The following is a 17,396-nucleotide window of genomic DNA, read 5'->3' as shown; positions in this document are numbered from 1 at the left end:
ATAGTAAATTCATAAATAATTGATATTAAAATTGATAATTATTTAACATAAAGATATATAAGAAAAAGTGAGATTTCTCTCACTTTTTCTTAATCTATAACAGTTATATTTTGTCTGCTATAAAGATTTTTGATTTCAGAGCTAATAGAATCAGTTATTAAATAACTCAAATCTTGAGGTGGGCAAACAACTTGATTTGAAACTGTTCCTAATTTATCCGAAGTAACAAGTGCTATTATTTCAGATGAAATTGACACCATTTTTCTTTTGGTCAAACATTCAGAAAGGGTAGGGCAGCTTACTCCTATTTGAGAGTCTATATTGTATATACCCATAATATAGATATCAACCCTCATAGTAGATAACGCCTCAACCGTATCTATTCCAACGTTAATCATTGATTTTTTGTTCAATGTGCCACCAAGCATAATAACTTCTATTTGTTTGTGATTAGCTAAAGCTACAGCTATTGGTGGACTGTTTGTTATTACTGTTGCTTTTAGATTGATAGGTAACTGTTTTGTTAAACATAAATTTGTAGTTCCACCATCAATCAATAAAACCTGATCATCTTTTATAAAGGGTAAAGCTTTTTGAGCTAAACTCATCTTTATATCACTGAAGACTTTTTCTCTAATAGAAAAATCCTCAAGTGGCGGACCTAGTCTAAGAGCACCACTATGAACTCTTCTAATTAATCCTTTATTATCTAGATCTTTTAAATCTCTTCTAATGGTATCTTCCGAAACAGATAATCTATGACTTAAATCACTTGCAATAACCTTTTGCTCAGAGTTTATAATTTTTAAAATTTCCTGTTGACGTTCTTCTTTTAACATAATCACCGTTCCAATCTGCTGAATAGATATACTATAAAGAATATGATAACATATATTTTACAATTATTAAATAAAATATAAACAATTAAATATAAGAAAAAAAACGCAAATAAAAGTAAAAAATATGCGTTAATATACTTTACTTAGCGTGAAAAATAGATTAGAATATAAATGAAGAAGCACAAAACCGCTATAACGGGCAAAAGTAAGAAAATAGCTTCAACAATTGTTGCATGTATTCAGTACATCAGCATTCTTAAAAGAAATCGTATAAAATTTATAAAATCTTTGGCAACAACATGCCAATAAAAAATAAGATTTAAGATAAGATTTAAGGAGGAAAAAAAGTTGAATACAGAAAAACTAAAAGATATAGCAAAAGCTATAAGAGTAGACATCATTGAAATGTTAACAGCATCAAAATCAGGACATCCAGGTGGATCATTATCTATCGCAGATATATTAACAGTATTATATTTCGAGGAAATGAACATAAAGGTAGAAGATCCTAGATGGGAAGACAGAGATAGATTTGTTTTATCAAAAGGTCATGCAGCACCAGGATTATATGCAGCTTTAGCAGAAAGAGGATATTTCCCAAAAGAAGAACTTAAATCTTTAAGAAAATTTGAATCAATACTTCAAGGACACCCAGACATGAAGAAAACTCCAGGAGTAGATATGTCAACAGGATCACTTGGACAAGGATTATCAGCAGCTAATGGAATAGCTTTAGCAGGAAAATTAAATAAAAAAGACTATAGAGTATATACAATAATCGGAGACGGAGAACTTCAAGAAGGACAAATCTGGGAAGCTGCAATGAGTACATCTCATTACAAATTAGATAATGTAGTAGCTTTCATAGATCATAATGGACTTCAAATAGATGGATCAAACGAAGAAGTTATGAACGTAAATCCAGTAGATGCGAAGTTTGAAGCTTTCGGATGGAATGTTTTAGTAATAGATGGACATAATTTAGAAGAAATAAAAGAAGCTTTAGTTAAAGCAAAAGAAGTTAAAGGAAAACCAACAGCAATAATAGCTAAGACAGTTAAAGGAAAAGGCGTTTCCTTCATGGAAAATAAAGCTTCATGGCATGGAACTGCACCAAATGAAGAACAAAAAGTACAAGCTTTAAGTGAGTTACAAGGAGGAGAAAAATAATGAATATAGCAACTAGAGAAGCTTACGGAGAAGCGTTAAAAGAATTAGCATCAAATGAGAACGTAGTAGTATTAGATGCAGACCTTGCAAAAGCAACTAAGAGTGGAGAATTTAAAAATGTTGCACCAGATAGATTCTTTGATATGGGAATAGCAGAAGGTGACATGATTGGAACAGCAGCAGGATTAGCTACATGTGGAAAAATACCATTTGCAACTACTTTTGCTATGTTTGCAGCAGGAAGAGCATTTGAGCAAATCAGAAACTCAGTAGCTTATCCAAAATTAAATGTTAAAATAGCTGTAACTCATGCTGGTATAACAGTAGGAGAAGATGGTGGAAGTCACCAAGCTATAGAAGATATATCTTTAATGAGAAGTATACCAAATATGGTAGTAATAAATCCAGCTGATGCGGTAGAAGCTAAAAAAGCAGTATTTGCAGCAGTAGATTATTATGGACCAGTTTATATAAGATTCGGAAGAGCAGCTACACCTGTAATCCATGATGAAAACTATGAATTCAAAATAGGAAAAGGTGAAGTTTTAAGAGAAGGAAAAGATGTACTTATAGTAGCAACAGGAATAATGGTAGCTAAAGCTTTAGAAGCAGCAGAAACATTAAGCAAAGAAAACATAGAAGCAACTGTTGTAAATATACCAACTATAAAACCATTAGACAATGAACTTATAGTAAACTTAGCTAAAACTATAGGTAAAGTAGTCACAGCTGAAGAACACAGCATAATAGGTGGATTAGGTTCAGCAGTAGCAGAAGTATTAGCTGAAGAAGCTCCAGCTAAACTTAAGAGAATCGGAGTTAAAGACGTATTTGGTCAATCAGGAACTCCAGATGTTCTATTAGCACATTATGGATTAACTGCAAAAGACATAGTTGAAGCAGCTAAATCACTTTAATAGTAATTACTAAGGGGGGAAATAACCATGAGCACAAGTTTATATAATGTAGTAGATGATAATACAAAACTTACATTAAAAAAGCTGAAAAATGGTACGGATATAAGGGGAATAGCTATAGAAACTGAAGAGTACAAAGAAACCCTAAGCCCCGAAATTGTGAAATTACTTGGAGTTGGTTTTGCAAAGTTTTTAAAAAATAAGTCAAATAATAAAGATAATATAAAAGTGGCATTAGGTATGGACTCAAGATTATCAGGTCCTAGTTTAAAATCAGCTTTGACTGAGTCTCTAACTAAAGTTGGAGTAAATGTAGATGATTGTGGAATTACTACCACACCATCTATGTTTATGACTACGGTTTTAGAAGATTATAAATGTGATGGATCAATAATGATAACAGCTAGCCACCTTCCATATTATTATAATGGTCTTAAATTTTTCACTCCACTTGGAGGATGTGAGAAAGAAGATATTGATGAAATAATAAATTTGGCTTTAGAAGATAATGAAGATTATATAGTGGTATCACAAGGAACTGTTTCAGAAATAGATTTAGTAAAAGATTATTCTAAATTACTAGTTGATAAAGTAAGAAATGCTGTAGGGACTGAAAAACCATTGGCAGGAAGCAAAATAATAGTGGATGCAGGAAATGGAGCAGGTGGATTCTTTGCAGATAAGGTATTAAAGGAACTTGGGGCAGACATTGAAGGTAGTCAGTTTTTAGACCCAGATGGAACTTTCCCTAACCATATACCTAACCCAGAAAACAAAGAAGCTATGGAATCTATAAAAAATGCAGTGCTTAATTCAAAAGCAGATTTAGGAATAATATTTGACACCGATGTAGATAGATCAGCAATAGTTGCTAAAACAGGAGAAGAGATAAATAAAAATGCTCTTATAGCATTAATATCTTCTATAGTTTTAAAAGAAAATGAGGGCGCAACTATAGTTACAGATTCTATTACCTCAACAGGATTAGCAGAATTTATAACTAATTTAGGTGGAGTTCATCATAGATTTAAAAGAGGATATAAAAATGTCATAAACGAAGCTAAAAGACTTAATGAAGAAGGCATCGTATCTCCTCTAGCAATAGAAACTTCAGGGCATGCAGCTTTAAAGGAAAACTATTTTCTAGATGATGGGGCTTACCTTATAGTAAAGATCCTTATAGAAATGTCCAAACTAAAAAAAGAAGGCAAGGATATAGATTCCTTAATAAAAGACTTAAAACATCCTTTAGAAACTGAAGAAAAAAGGATAAAAATTAGGTGTGAAGATTTTAGACCTTACGGACAGTCTGTTATAGAAGATTTAAAAGAAAGTGTTTCTACTATAGAAGGCTGGAGTATTGAACCTAAAAACTATGAAGGAATAAAGATTAATTGCTTAAAAGAACAAGGTTGGTTCCTACTTAGATTATCTCTTCATGAGCCTTTACTTGCTTTAAATATAGAAAGTGACTTAACTGGCGGAGCAAAAGATATTTATAGTAAGTTAGCTAAACTTTTGGAGAAATATAAGGAATTAGCATTATAAAGAAATACACAAATAAGGTTAGAGAGTAAAATCTCTGACCTTATTTTTTTTTGCCTCAAAATTGAGAACTTTCTCATTTAAATAAATCTAACTTTAGTATAAAATTTTAAGAAAATGTATACAGAAAACGTAAGTCTATTTTTGAAAATGTATACAGTTTAATTTCTTTTGGCTTAGAAAGGAGGGTTAGGAGATAAATTACAATTAGAAATATGTTTGGCACAGCACTTGCTAAATATATAAACGTAGGAGGATTTAGTATGAATTTAAAAGACAAGTTTATAAACCTAATAAAAAATGAAAACAAAAAAGATCCTTATACTGATGCTAAGCTTGCAAAGATGTTAGCTACATCAAGAGAAAATATCACCGCATTAAGAAAAGAACTTAATATAGGAAATTCTCGAGAAAGAAGAAAGCCGTATCTTGAAAATAAAGTGGAAGAGATTCTAAAAAAGGAGCCTAAGATAAATGTAAGTAAAATAACTAGGAAACTTTTAGAAGATGGCTTTGATATATCGAGGCATGTAGTTGAAGAGCTATTGCAAGAAAATGGCGAAAATATTGAAAAGATAATTGATGGAGATGAATACTCAGATCCTTTTGAACTTTTGATAGGTTATAACGGAAGTTTAAAGAAATGTATTTATCAAGCTAAGTCAGCAATACTATATCCACCTTTTGGACTTCCTACATTAATTACAGGTGAGAGTGGCGTTGGTAAAACACAATTTGCAGAGAGTATGTATAAGTTTGCTAAGAATTATAGAGAAGGTTCAGAAGATATGCCTTTCATAATATTCAACTGTGCAGATTATGGGGACAATCCTCAATTATTATTATCCTTATTATATGGATACAAAAAAGGAGCTTTTACAGGAGCCGATTCAGATAGTGAGGGATTAGTAGAACAAGCAAATAATGGGATACTTTTTTTAGATGAAATTCATAGACTTCCCCCGAAAGGACAAGAAATACTTTTCTCAATATTAGATAGGGGTACATTTAGAAGGCTTGGGGAAACAGGTGTTGAAAGAAAAGTAAATATAATGTTCATAGGTGCCACTACCGAAAACATAGAATCTCAGCTTCTTCTAACATTTAGAAGAAGAATACCTATGATAATTTCTATACCTTCATTAAAAGAAAGATTTTTTGTGGAAAAAATTAATCTTATATATCAGTTTTTTCAAGAGGAATGCGACAGAATCAATTACAAGATTTATATAGAGGCAAGGGTAATTGAAATATTGACACTAAAAAAGTTTAACGGAAATATAGGTCAGCTGAAAAGCATAATAAAAGTCATTTGCGCCAGAGCATTTATGAAGCACATAAATAGAAGCGAAGACATAATTAATATAGGCTATGACGAAGTTTTAGAATCAAACATAGTTGATAATGGTCTTATGCTAGAAGATGTAAATGTAATGGAAGTTAGAAAGTACAGCAAGGATATGATACTCATTCCCTTGTCTGGAAATAAGATAGAGGTTTTAAAAAACAGTAAAAATGATGATGTGTTTTTAGAAGATTTTTATTCTCAAATAGAAAAGAAGTACCATGAACTATTAAATCTAGATATGGAAGCAGAAGAGTGTGAAGAGATACTTTGGACCTTTATAGTAAATAAGTTTAAAGATCTAGAATTTGATGGGGACAAGGATAAATTAGTTACCTTAAATGATTTAGTAAATCTTATTGATGGAGATGTAGTTAATTTAGTTAAAGAGCTAAGAGGGAGTTTGATTAAAAACATTGACTCATCTAATGAAAACGTATTTCTTTATTTAGCTATACATCTTGAAGAAGCTGTTAAGAGGATAATGCTTAAACAGCAGATAATTAACATTAACTTAGCTAAGATAAAGGACGAACTCTTTGAAGAATATAGATCAGCATTATGTTTTGCAGAAAAATTAGAAAAGAAGAAAAACATAAAAATACCAGAGGATGAAGTTGGATTCATTGCCATGTATATAAAGGCAGCTACTGAAAAGAAACCAAATGAGAGCAGAGTAGGGGTAATAGTTTTATCTCATGGACAGATTGCTACAGAGATAGTGAAGGTAACAAAACAACTATTAAATATTAATTTTCCAGTGGCAATAGATATGCCCTTAAGTGAAAATCCATCTGTAATTTATGAAAAGGCACTAGCAGTTTCTAAAATAGTTGATGAAGGAAAAGGAATAATATTTTTAGTTGATATGGGCTCATTAGTTAAGGTTGGGGGAATGATTTCAGAGAAACTTGGAATAAAAACTAGGACAATAGACAGAGTAGATTTATTAAGTGTTATAGAGGCAGCTAGAAAGGCATCTTTACACGACAGCGATTTAGATGAAATTTATTTCAGCTTAACTAGATCTAGAGTAAGTTATCCTAATTTAATTGTAGAGGAAACCTCAAAACCTAAAGCAATAGTTACACTTTGCTTAACTGGTGAAGGAACAGCTTCATTTATAAAAGAATCTTACTTAAAAAATTATCCTAATCTCAATATATTTCAACTAGGTGTTATGGATGAAAAGCTAAGGGAAAAGATTAAAGAAATAGGAATGAATTATAAGATTATAGCAATAGTAGGAACTATAAATCCAGAGATCGAGGGAATAAACTTTATACCTTATGATCCACTACTAATAAATAACGGATCAAGAGAGCTAGAGTTTATATTAAATAAAAGCAAGCTTAACAGTAGCTCAATATATGATGATGATTTAATTCTATTTGAACCAGACATTAAAAACTCTAAGGAGTTAATTGAAATAATGTGCTCCTTACTTATAAATAAAGGATATGTAAATAAAGGTTTTATGAATTCTGTACTAAAAAGAGAAGAAATAGTTCCAACCTTCTTTAAAGGGGGAGTAGCTATGCCTCATGGAGATACGTCAGAAGTAAAAAGATCTTCTATGGTTTTCGTAAAACTCAAAAGACCCATAAGCTGGGGATTTGGTAATGTTCAAATAGTATGTCTACCAACCCTTAGAGTTAATGATAAAAATCTTGTAAAAAGTATGCTAAAGCCATTCTTAAAACAAGAATTTATAGAAGAATTAAAGGCTACTAAAAGCATTAAAGAGTTTAAAGATAAAATTTACTATATATTAAATTAATTAAAGGAGTGAAAATATCATGTTAGATTTAGATTTAATCGAACTAAAATTAAAAGCAAAGTCGTCACAAGAGGTCATAGAAAAGTTAGGAAATCTTATGTTGTCAAAAGGATATGTACTAGATAGTTATGTAGATGCAGTTCTTACTAGGGAGGAAACATTACCAACAGGGTTACCTATAGATGGATTTAGTGTTGCTATACCACATACAGATTCAGGTCATGTAAATGAGTCAACAATAGCAATTGCTACATTAGAGGAACCGGTAGAGTTTAATATGATGATAGACCCTACACAAAAAACAAAAGTGCAATTAGTATTTTTACTTGCAGTAAAAAATCCTAATGCACAGGTTCAATTATTAAAAACATTAATGTCAGTTTTCCAAAACAAAGAATTATTGATGAATCTTCAAAAAGCTTCCTCAAAAGAAGAAGTAAATGAGCTATTACACTGCTTGGCAGTCTAATATAAAAATAATATGAAAAGGGGTAGAATGTAAAATGAAAAAATTCAGTGTTTTATCAGTATGTGGATCAGGAACAGTTACTTCATCAATGATAGCTGAAAAGCTAAAAGATGAACTTGAAGAAAGAGGTATATATATTACAACTAAGGAAGCTAGACCAACAGAAGCTTATAATTTAGTATCGGGAGGAGGGTTTGATTTTATAACTCATACAAGTCCACTACCAGAAGCAGATTATGGTATACCTACTATAAATGCTGTAGGATTCTTAACTGGATTTGGAGAAGAGGAATTCCTTGATGAAGTTATGGCTGTTATTGAAAAATTAAGTAAAAAGTAGAATAAAGGGGAGGGGTCAAGATGTTTTTTCAAACACTAAAACAAATTTTTGATACATTTGGAGCACCAATATTTGTTCCTATAATGATTTTTGTTATAGCAAAAATCTTAAAAGTAAAAACTAAAAAAGCTTTCTTTTCAGCTTTATATGCAGGGGTAGGACTTGAAGGGTTCACGTTATTATTAAATTCATTTACACCAATCATATCACCAATTGTTCAAAAGATGGTAGATACTACAGGAATTCAATTACCTGCTTTCGATGTAGGTTGGCAAGCGACAGCTTTAGTTGCATTCTCAACTGAACCAGGAATGATATTTTTAGCAGTAGGTTTAATAGTTCAGACTTTACTATTTGTTCTTAAAGTAACAAATGTATTCCAACCTTCAGATCTTTGGAATAATTACTCTTATATAGTATGGGGTTCAATGGTATTTGTAGTTACTAAAAACATGTTCTTAGCATTAGCTTGTATGATTTTATTAAACATGTACAGCTTATTAATTGCAGAGCTTATGGCAAAAAGATGGTCAAGTTATTATCAATATCCAAACTGTACAATAATCGCTATGCATAATATAGAAGCAGCAGTATTTACAGCAGCTTTTGATCCAATACTTAATGCAATAGGATTTAATAAAATAAAGTTAAATCCACAAATACTACAAAAGAAACTAGGTTTCTTCGGAGAACCAATTTCTTTAGGTTTATTATTAGGTATGTTTATAGGTGCACTCGGAAACTTAACATCGCTTAACACTTTAGCAGCTTGGGGAGAAATAACTAAGATGGGTATTGCAACAAGTGCAATCATGGCTATATTCCCTAAGATAGCAGGACTTTTTGCTCAAGCATTCCTTCCTATAACTGAAGCTGCTAGAAAGAGTCTTAAAAAAGGTTCTAACTCTACACGTGAATTCTACCTAGGTGTTAATGATGCTACAGGATATGGCGAACCAGCTACATTAATCAGCGGAGTTATATTAATTCCAATCATGGTAGTAGTAGCAATGGTTTTACCAGGAAACAAAGTATTACCAGTTGTAGACTTACTAGCATTGCCTTACATGGTACAAGGTATAGTTGCATTAACAAATGGTAACATGGCTAAAACAATAGTTAACGGAATCATTTGGTTTGGACTTGGACTATTAATGTGTACTTACACAGCACCATTATTTACTGAAATAGCTACAGGTGTAGGAATTGCACTACCAGCAGGAGCTTTAATGATAACAAGCTTTAATATTTTAGGAAAACCACTTATGGGATTAGTATTCTTTGCATTCTTAAGTCAAAATCCTATATTTATCGGTTTAGCAGTAGCTGTATATGTAGTATTACTATTATTATTCAGAAAGAACAAAGATTCAATCTATGATTACCTAGAAAGACAAGCAGCAAAAAATAACCCAGAACCAATAGCAGAAGCAGTTTAATATTTAAAATAGAAATGTAGTGATGGCTTAGTAAAGTCTCACTACATTTTTATTTTGGAAATTATACACCTTCATCCTGTAGAAACTCCTATGAGTTTCATAAAACTCATTTATTGTAATATTAATTCTAAAGGATGAAAAACTGCATACTTAATTATTTAATTATCACCGTACTTATGGTAGTACGGTGATAATTAAGTAATTAGATAATTAAATAAGTAGGTAATTAAATAAGTAGGTAATTAAGTAAGTAGGTAATTAGATAATTAGATAATTAGATAATTAAATTCCCTCTGCTATTCCATATAGAGATGTAGAGCTGTATACCAATAAATAATTGTATAGAGGTAACATCAGTTACAGAAATGAGCTATACAAAGTGATACACTTTAATTAATCACTTATAGAAATTAATGGTAATCAAAAGTGAATAATTATTTTAAGGAGGAGCTTTTTATGAAAGGATTTGTTGATAAGGATGCTTGCATAGGTTGCGGATTATGCGCTGCTGTGTGTCCAGAAGTATTTGAAATGGACGATGAAGGAAAAGCACAAGCAGTAGAAAATGAACTTGAAGGTAACTTAGTTGAAAGTGCAAAAGAAGCTGAAGAGCAATGTCCAGTAAGTGCTATAACAGTAGAGTAATTAACTAAAAACTTAGACACTAATTTTAAACGTATAAAGGTAGACTACATTCTATTTAAATTACAATGATGAGAAGTCATGTGATTTGTGGAGATGTAGTCTTTTTTTGTTCCTTTAAGATACGCTCCTACAGGATAGTAGTTAAAAGGATTAGACTGACGATGTGAAAAGCGTCTACAGAATATAGGCGCCCAAAAAGCATAAACATTTTATGAAAAAGGATAATTTTTAAGAAAATGTAATGAAGATGGAAGTTTTACTGTAAAAATCTGCTTTTACATATGGTATAAATTTATATTTTTGGTTGGCATGGGACTTGCTTTTTATTAATTACAAAAGGTGAACTTTTTAAATAAGGGTATCCTACTAGGAACCTTCTGAAAGGAGTAATAGTTCAATGGAAGGAAAAATGAAAGCAGCAGTTATACATGCATTAAAAGATATTAGATGTGAGATGGTAGATATTCCACAGATTGGATCAGATGATGTTTTAGTTAAAGTTAAATATGCAGGAATATGTGGCTCAGATTTACCAAGAGCAATGGTTAGTGGGGCAAGAAAGTATCCATTAATATTAGGACATGAATTTTGCGGTGAAATAGAGGAAGTTGGAGCAAATGTTACAGGCTTTGAGAAAGGTGATAGAGTTGCTATAGCGCCACTTATACCTTGCGGAGAATGTGAATATTGCAGAGCTGGAAATTATGGTTTATGTGATCATTACAATATTATAGGAACTGGAAGTAACGGAGCTTTTGCTGAATATACTAGGGTTCCAAAGGAACATGTACTTAAGATTCCTGATACTTTAGATTTTGAAACAGCAGCAGGAATAGAACCAGCTACAATAGGTTATCATGGATTAGCTAAGGCAGAAATAACACCTGGAGATACTGTTGTAGTAATGGGATGTGGTCCAATAGGTCAATTCACTATGCAATGGGCTAAGATTTTTGGAGCTTCAAAAATTATAGCAGTTGATATATTTGATGAAAAATTACAGCTTGCAAAAGAATTAGGTGCAGATATAACAGTTAATTCAAAGGATTGTGATGCAGTTAAAGTAATTAGAGAATTAACTAATGGTGGAGCTGATGTAGTTGCAGAAACAGCAGGAAGTAAATTCACACAAGAGCAAGCAATACTAATAGCTAAAAAAAGAGGAAGAGTAGTTTATCTTGGAATATCTCATTCTGAATTACATCTAAAAGAAGAGTCCATAGAAAGTGTATTAAGAGGAGAAATTAAGATACAAGGTTCTTGGAATTCATATACATCACCATATCCAGGAAGAGCTTGGTATGCAACTATAGATTTCATGTCAAAGGGTGAAATTAAATTCAAACCAATGATATCTCATAAGATAAAGGTTGAAGAAGTAGGTAAGTACTTAGAAGATATGGCTGGTAGAAAAATTTACTTCAATAAAGTCCTAGTAGAGTTTTAGAAGTTCAAAATACTAAAGCAAATAGTAAAGGAGAATAGAGATGGGAATAAAAATATCACCTTCAATATTAGGAGCAAACTTTTGTAATTTAGAGAAGGATATAAGATCTTTAGTGGAAAATGGAATAAAATCACTTCATATTGATGTTATGGACGGTAACTTTGTACCTAATATAGCTTTTGGACCAGATCAAATTAAGATGCTTAGGGGTATAAGCAAGGATTTAGAATTTGATGTTCACATGATGGTAAAAAATTCAGATATGTTTATTGAGGCTTTAGTGGAAGCAGGGGCAGATAATATAACAGTTCATGCAGAAACTTGCCCTCATCTCTATAAGACTATTTATACTATAAAAAGCTTTGGTATAAAAGCAGGTGTATCTCTCAATCCAGCTACATCAATAGAGGCAATAAAACATGTGAAGGAAATGTTAAACAAGGTTTTAATTATGACAGTAGAGCCTGGTTTTGGAGGACAAACTTTTATACCATTTATGGGACATAAAATAAAGGAATTACATGAACTTAAATTGGCTAAAGGGCTAGACTTTGATATACAAGTAGATGGTGGAATAAATATAAACAATATTTCAAAGGTTATGGAACTTGGCGCTAATGATATAGTTGTAGGTTCTGCAATGTTTGAAGGTGGAGATATTTCTAAAACTTTAGCTGAATTTAATAAGGTGGTTTCAAAATTCTACTAAGGATTTAGTAGAAGGGGATTTTTCGTGGTAGATAAATTAGGAAACGGATTAGATGTAAGAGAAATAGTTATAGGTATTTATGAGGTGAGAGTATGATAGCAATAGGTTGTGATCATGGCGGTTATGAACTTAAAGAAGCAATAAAGAAGCAATTAGAGAAAAATAATATTGAATATAAAGACTTTGGAAGCTATTCCAGTGAGAGCGTAGATTATCCTAAAGTAGCTTTTGAAGTAGCAACAGAAGTAGCTCTTAAACATTTTGAAAAAGGTATATTATGTTGTGGTACAGGGGTAGGCGTTTCAATTGCAGCTAATAAAGTCCCTGGAATAAGAGCAGCTTTAGTAAGTGATAAATTCACAGCAAAGGCAACTAGAGAACATAATGATTCCAATGTTTTATGTTTAGGGGGAAGAGTTATAGGAGAAGAGCTTGCTTTTATGATAGTTGATATATGGCTAAATACAGAATTTATAGGAAAACATCATACAAGAAGATTAGAACAAATTAAGGATTATGAAGAATCATAAATTAAAATTAGAGAGGAGAAATTTAAAATGTTAGAACAATTAAAAGAGAAGGTATTAAAAGCAAATTTGGATTTACCAGGTTATGGACTTGTAAAATTTACTTGGGGTAATGTGAGTGCAATAGATAGGGAGACAGGCTTAGTTGTAATAAAACCAAGCGGTGTTGAATATGATAATATGACAACCGAGGATTTAGTAGTAGTAGATTTAGATGGAAACATAGTTGAAGGAAAATTAAGACCATCTTCAGATACACCAACTCATTTAGTGTTATATAAGAAGTTTAAGGATATTGGTGGAATCGTTCATACACACTCTCCTTGGGCTACAATATGGGCACAAGCGACTAGAAGTGTACCAGCGTTTGGGACAACTCATGCAGATCATTTTTATGGAACAATTCCATGTACAAGAGCTTTAAATGAAACTGAAATAAAAGGTCAATATGAAGAAGAAACTGGTAATGTAATAGTTGAAACTTTTAAAGATATAGATCCAAGTCAAATGCCAGGAGTACTAGTATATAGTCATGGACCATTTACTTGGGGAAAAGATGCTGATGAAGCAGTTCATAATGCGGTTATATTAGAAGAAGTTTGTAAAATGGCTTACGATACTTTAAATTTAAATACTAATTTAGCATCTATAGACAGTAACTTACTAGATAAACATTTCTTAAGAAAACATGGTGCAAACTCATATTACGGACAAACTAAGTAATTCAATAATTAATAGCATAACTTGTTTTAAGACTTGTTATGCTATTAATTTTATTTGAGGGCTAGTCAATGGAGCACTACTATACTATATTTAAGAGGAGGCGCTATGCCTCTTGTGGGTATAAAGTTAAACTTGATAATTAGGAGGGGGAAAATATGTTAGAGAATTTAAAGAGGGAACTTCTACAAGTAGCCAAAGATGCTGAAAAATCAGGACTTTGCAGGCATAAGTCAGGAAACTTCAGTATAAGAGACAGAAAGAGTAATTTAGTAGTTGTAACTCCAGCAGGAGTTGACAGAAACGAGCTTATTCATGAACAAATTTGTGTAGTTGATATGGAGGCAAATGTAATAGAAAGATTAGGAGATATGAAACCTACAAGCGAACTTTTAATGCATCTACAGATATATAAGACAAGACCAGATGTTAATGTAATAGTTCATACTCATTCAAAATTTGCCACTTCATTTGCAGTGCTTAAAAAGCCTATACCAGCAATAGTGTATGAGTGTTCGGTACTAGGATTAAAAGAAGGGGTAATTCCAGTAGCTGATTATGGAACTCCGGGAACTACAGCACTTTCAAGCAGTTTAATAGAACCTATACAGAAAGCTGATGTAGTACTTTTAGAAAGTCATGGAGTAGTAGCTGTTGATAAAAATAGTAAAGATGCACTTCTTAAAGCTAACTATGTTGAAGAATTAGCAGAGATTTATTATAGAGCGCTTATGATGAATGGTGGAAAAGAACCTAACGCTATAAGTTTAGACGAAATTCAAAAATGGAGATATCCTTCTGAAATAAAGTTCTAGGACTAACGGGAGTTTTATAAAGAGAATAATATAAGTTTAAAAGCCATCTTTTGCGTGAAAGATGGCTTTTATTATCTATAAATCTTCAGTACATTCTTTTAAAACCTTTCCTATAGAGTCATGTATAACTAAATCAGCTTTAGAGTCAGCAGAGGTAGTACTTTTATTTATTAATATTAGATTTTTTCCTTTAAAATAATTAATTAGTCCAGCAGCTGGGTAAACAACTAATGAAGTTCCTCCAATAATTAAAGTGTCAGCATGAGCTATAGCATTAACAGCTCCATTTATAACATCCTCATCCAAACCTTCTTCATATAAAACAACATCTGGTTTTACAGTTCCTCCACAGTCAGTGCAACTAGGAGTTTTAGAAGATTTTAATATAAATTCTACTGGATAAAATTTATGACATTTAGTGCAGTAGTTTCTGTGAACAGATCCATGTAGTTCAAATACAGTCTTAGAACCAGCAGCTTGATGAAGTCCATCTATATTTTGAGTAATAACTGCTTTTAGTTTACCTAGTTTTTCAAGTTTAGCTAATGCTAAGTGAGCATCATTGGGTTTAGCTTCTTCATAAATGAGTTTATCTTTATAAAATTTATAAAAATCCTCAGTATATCTCATAAAGTATGTATGAGAAACTAGTTGTTCAGGAGTAAAAGTTTTATTTAATGTCTCATTGAATAGGCCGCTAGCGCTTCTAAAATCAGGTATTCCAGATTCTGTTGATACACCAGCACCTCCAAAGAATACAATATTATTTGAATTGATAAGTATTTCTTTTAATTTATCTATGCTCATAGAATCTCCTCACATTTAAAGTAAATATAGTTATATTATATCACTTCTATATAAAAAGTACCGAGAACTATTATTCTCGGTACTTACAAAATTTATAAGGATATCCTTACTTTTGTTATTCTTTTTTCCTTAACTTCCTCTATATTAAAAGTTATATTCTCGTAAGTAAGATTATATGTTTCTCCATCTTTAGGTATAGAGCCTAGTAGATTTATTAAGAATCCACCTAAAGTGTCTGTATAACCATCTTCTAGTTCCATATGAAGAGAATCTGATAAGTCATCTAAAGACAATAAACCATTTGCTACATAGGTCTTATTATCTAATTTTTCTATATGAGGTTCTTCATGATCATCTTCATCATTTATATTACCCATAACTTCTTCAATAAGATCTTCTATAGTAAGTATTCCTGAGAAACCACCATATTCATCTATTAATATAGCCATAGTTTTCTTATTAGCCTGAAGTTCTCTAAATAATATATCTATATTTTTAGTTTCTGGTACAAAATAAGGTTGATGAAGAATTTCTCTAATATTAATATTTTCAAAACCAACTTTACGAGCCTGTACTATAAAATCTTTCATATAAAGAATACCTATAATATTATCTATATCATCTTCATAAACAGGTATTCTAGAAAATCTTTCTTCTAATAACTCATCAATGGTTTCTCCTATAGGGGTATCTATATTAAGTAGGTATACATCGGTTCTAGGTGTCATAATTTCTTTTGATATAGTATCATCAAACTCGAATATACTCTCTATCATATCTTTTTCGGTTTCATTTATTACGCCATGTTCTTGTCCAACTTCTATTAAAGAACGTATTTCTTCTTTAGATACTTTCTCCTCTAAATCATCATCATTAAGCTTTGTTATTCTAAGCAATAAATTTGTTGATCCAGAAAGTAGTTTTACATATGGTAAGGCAATTTTAGAAATAAAAATTATAGGTTTAATTGAAAACATTGCTATAGCTTCTGCTTTCTTTAAGGCGATACGTTTAGGAAATAACTCTCCAAATACAAGAGTTACATAAGAAAGTAAGATAGTAACAACAATTTGAGCTACATTACTACTATAAGGAACACTTAGACTATCTAATAGTTTAGCTAATTGTCCTGATACTCCAGTAGCTGCAGATGCACTAGCAAAAAATCCAGCTAAGGTAATACCAACTTGTATAGTAGATAGAAAATTACTAGGTTCGTTCATAAGATCTTCTAGTAATTTAGCTTTTTTGTTGCCTTCTTCGGCAAGGTGTCTGATCTTATTTTTATTAATTGAGACTATTGCCATTTCTGCTGATGCAAAAAAAGCATTGATTAAAGTTAGGATAACTATCAAAACTAATTGAGTCGTGACGCTACCCTCAGGGACTGATTCCATTAAAATTCCTCCTTGTTATTAAACAAAATATGTTATGAAATATATAATACCATATTTAATGATTATATTAAAGTTTTAGTAAGATTGAAAATTTAAATTATAATAAATATTCACAAAACTAAAGGATACAGGCCCTAGTGTATCAATATAAGAAATACTTAGTAAAACAATGAATTATATAGAAATATAGAAATAATATGATAAATATGATAGATTTGTAGAAAAAGGTCGAAATATATGTGTTAAGATATTACTTGTCGCTGCGGTACAGTAGCGAAAAACAAAAAACAAGAAAAATGGTCTTTGAAAATTAAACAGAGGAAACTTAAGAAGTTTTGAATAAAAACGAAACTTACACAACGAAAGTTGTGAAGTAAGTGATTGTGCCAAATGTAAAATTTGGAACAACTACTTATAGTCAACGTAATTCTTAGAGTAAGATTAAACTAAAATTTGTGCACATTAGTGTGACACTTAAATTGAGA

The 17,396-nt window shown here is 31.3% G+C and carries 16 protein-coding genes; 13 read left to right on the top strand and 3 right to left on the bottom strand.

All coding sequences use genetic code 11. The annotated features are described in order from the left end of the window. Positions 1 to 89 precede the first annotated feature (89 nt). A complete protein-coding gene (locus L1S49_RS18100; protein WP_034856372.1) occupies positions 90 to 839 on the bottom strand; it encodes a DeoR/GlpR family DNA-binding transcription regulator in 750 nt (249 codons plus the stop codon). A 348-nt stretch (positions 840 to 1,187) separates the two neighbouring features. On the opposite strand from L1S49_RS18100, the gene L1S49_RS18095 reads away from it, so the two are divergent. From L1S49_RS18095 to L1S49_RS18035, 13 genes are all read left to right on the top strand, one after another. After that, a complete protein-coding gene (locus tag L1S49_RS18095) occupies positions 1,188 to 2,009 on the top strand; it encodes a transketolase (RefSeq protein ID WP_021803690.1) in 822 nt (273 codons plus the stop codon). Beyond that, the gene (locus L1S49_RS18090) at positions 2,009 to 2,926 is read left to right on the top strand and encodes a transketolase family protein (protein ID WP_238906802.1); all 918 of its coding nucleotides are present in this window, start codon (positions 2,009 to 2,011) and stop codon (positions 2,924 to 2,926) included. The genes L1S49_RS18095 and L1S49_RS18090 overlap by 1 nt, the downstream gene beginning before the upstream one ends. 27 nt (positions 2,927 to 2,953) lie before the next feature. Continuing rightward, a complete protein-coding gene (locus L1S49_RS18085; RefSeq protein WP_238906801.1) occupies positions 2,954 to 4,474 on the top strand; it encodes a phosphomannomutase/phosphoglucomutase in 1,521 nt (506 codons plus the stop codon). A gap of 212 nt (positions 4,475 to 4,686) precedes the next feature. Continuing rightward, positions 4,687 to 7,596, top strand: coding sequence for a sigma 54-interacting transcriptional regulator (locus L1S49_RS18080; protein ID WP_343073994.1), 2,910 nt, complete (start codon positions 4,687 to 4,689; stop codon positions 7,594 to 7,596). 19 nt (positions 7,597 to 7,615) lie between these two features. Then, a complete protein-coding gene (locus tag L1S49_RS18075; protein WP_238906799.1) occupies positions 7,616 to 8,065 on the top strand; it encodes a PTS sugar transporter subunit IIA in 450 nt (149 codons plus the stop codon). Between the two features lie 34 nt (positions 8,066 to 8,099). Beyond that, complete coding sequence (locus L1S49_RS18070) at positions 8,100 to 8,405, top strand: PTS sugar transporter subunit IIB (RefSeq protein WP_021803685.1); 306 nt, start codon at positions 8,100 to 8,102, stop codon at positions 8,403 to 8,405. Between the two features lie 20 nt (positions 8,406 to 8,425). Further along, positions 8,426 to 9,844: a PTS transporter subunit IIC gene (locus L1S49_RS18065; protein ID WP_238906798.1), complete on the top strand. Its 1,419-nt coding sequence runs from the start codon at positions 8,426 to 8,428 to the stop codon at positions 9,842 to 9,844. A gap of 456 nt (positions 9,845 to 10,300) precedes the next feature. Further along, on the top strand, positions 10,301 to 10,489 hold the full coding sequence (locus L1S49_RS18060; RefSeq protein ID WP_073022236.1) for a ferredoxin: 189 nt from the start codon (positions 10,301 to 10,303) through the stop codon (positions 10,487 to 10,489). 397 nt (positions 10,490 to 10,886) lie between these two features. Next, the gene (locus L1S49_RS18055) at positions 10,887 to 11,936 is read left to right on the top strand and encodes a galactitol-1-phosphate 5-dehydrogenase (RefSeq protein WP_238906797.1); all 1,050 of its coding nucleotides are present in this window, start codon (positions 10,887 to 10,889) and stop codon (positions 11,934 to 11,936) included. 40 nt (positions 11,937 to 11,976) lie between these two features. Next, entirely contained in the window at positions 11,977 to 12,645 is a 669-nt protein-coding gene (gene rpe, locus L1S49_RS18050; protein WP_238906796.1) for a ribulose-phosphate 3-epimerase, read from the top strand. 92 nt (positions 12,646 to 12,737) lie between these two features. Continuing rightward, positions 12,738 to 13,175, top strand: coding sequence for a ribose 5-phosphate isomerase B (gene rpiB, locus L1S49_RS18045; protein ID WP_238906795.1), 438 nt, complete (start codon positions 12,738 to 12,740; stop codon positions 13,173 to 13,175). Between the two features lie 27 nt (positions 13,176 to 13,202). Beyond that, the gene (araD, locus tag L1S49_RS18040) at positions 13,203 to 13,895 is read left to right on the top strand and encodes an L-ribulose-5-phosphate 4-epimerase (protein ID WP_238906794.1); all 693 of its coding nucleotides are present in this window, start codon (positions 13,203 to 13,205) and stop codon (positions 13,893 to 13,895) included. 155 nt (positions 13,896 to 14,050) lie between these two features. After that, a complete protein-coding gene (locus tag L1S49_RS18035; protein WP_238906793.1) occupies positions 14,051 to 14,707 on the top strand; it encodes a class II aldolase/adducin family protein in 657 nt (218 codons plus the stop codon). A 75-nt stretch (positions 14,708 to 14,782) separates the two neighbouring features. Here L1S49_RS18035 and L1S49_RS18030 read toward each other — a convergent pair whose 3' ends face one another. Beyond that, complete coding sequence (locus tag L1S49_RS18030; protein WP_238906792.1) at positions 14,783 to 15,514, bottom strand: NAD-dependent protein deacylase; 732 nt, start codon at positions 15,512 to 15,514, stop codon at positions 14,783 to 14,785. A gap of 92 nt (positions 15,515 to 15,606) precedes the next feature. Beyond that, positions 15,607 to 16,911 carry a hemolysin family protein gene (locus tag L1S49_RS18025; RefSeq protein ID WP_238906791.1) on the bottom strand — a complete coding sequence of 435 codons (1,305 nt, stop codon included), beginning with the start codon at positions 16,909 to 16,911 and terminating at the stop codon, positions 15,607 to 15,609. Between the last annotated feature and the right edge of the window lie 485 nt (positions 16,912 to 17,396).

Source organism: Clostridium sp. YIM B02506, from assembly GCF_022324845.1.
Classification (GTDB): domain Bacteria; phylum Bacillota; class Clostridia; order Clostridiales; family Clostridiaceae; genus Clostridium_T; species Clostridium_T intestinale.
The sequence above is the reverse complement of the archived record's forward strand: the minus strand, read 5'-3'. Positions and strand labels throughout refer to the sequence as shown.

Bases quoted from the DNA above. Each gene is read 5' to 3' on its own strand.
- L1S49_RS18070 (WP_021803685.1), top strand. From the start codon at position 8,100: ATGAAAAAATTCAGTGTTTTATCAGTATGTGGATCAGGAACAGTTACT.
- L1S49_RS18025 (WP_238906791.1), bottom strand. From the start codon at position 16,911: ATGGAATCAGTCCCTGAGGGTAGCGTCACGACTCAATTAGTTTTGATA.
- L1S49_RS18090 (WP_238906802.1), top strand. From the start codon at position 2,009: ATGAATATAGCAACTAGAGAAGCTTACGGAGAAGCGTTAAAAGAATTA.
- L1S49_RS18060 (WP_073022236.1), top strand. From the start codon at position 10,301: ATGAAAGGATTTGTTGATAAGGATGCTTGCATAGGTTGCGGATTATGC.
- L1S49_RS18075 (WP_238906799.1), top strand. From the start codon at position 7,616: ATGTTAGATTTAGATTTAATCGAACTAAAATTAAAAGCAAAGTCGTCA.
- L1S49_RS18100 (WP_034856372.1), bottom strand. From the start codon at position 839: ATGTTAAAAGAAGAACGTCAACAGGAAATTTTAAAAATTATAAACTCT.
- L1S49_RS18030 (WP_238906792.1), bottom strand. From the start codon at position 15,514: ATGAGCATAGATAAATTAAAAGAAATACTTATCAATTCAAATAATATT.
- L1S49_RS18035 (WP_238906793.1), top strand. From the start codon at position 14,051: ATGTTAGAGAATTTAAAGAGGGAACTTCTACAAGTAGCCAAAGATGCT.
- rpe (WP_238906796.1), top strand. From the start codon at position 11,977: ATGGGAATAAAAATATCACCTTCAATATTAGGAGCAAACTTTTGTAAT.
- L1S49_RS18085 (WP_238906801.1), top strand. From the start codon at position 2,954: ATGAGCACAAGTTTATATAATGTAGTAGATGATAATACAAAACTTACA.
- rpiB (WP_238906795.1), top strand. From the start codon at position 12,738: ATGATAGCAATAGGTTGTGATCATGGCGGTTATGAACTTAAAGAAGCA.
- L1S49_RS18065 (WP_238906798.1), top strand. From the start codon at position 8,426: ATGTTTTTTCAAACACTAAAACAAATTTTTGATACATTTGGAGCACCA.
- L1S49_RS18080 (WP_343073994.1), top strand. From the start codon at position 4,687: ATGTTTGGCACAGCACTTGCTAAATATATAAACGTAGGAGGATTTAGT.
- araD (WP_238906794.1), top strand. From the start codon at position 13,203: ATGTTAGAACAATTAAAAGAGAAGGTATTAAAAGCAAATTTGGATTTA.
- L1S49_RS18055 (WP_238906797.1), top strand. From the start codon at position 10,887: ATGGAAGGAAAAATGAAAGCAGCAGTTATACATGCATTAAAAGATATT.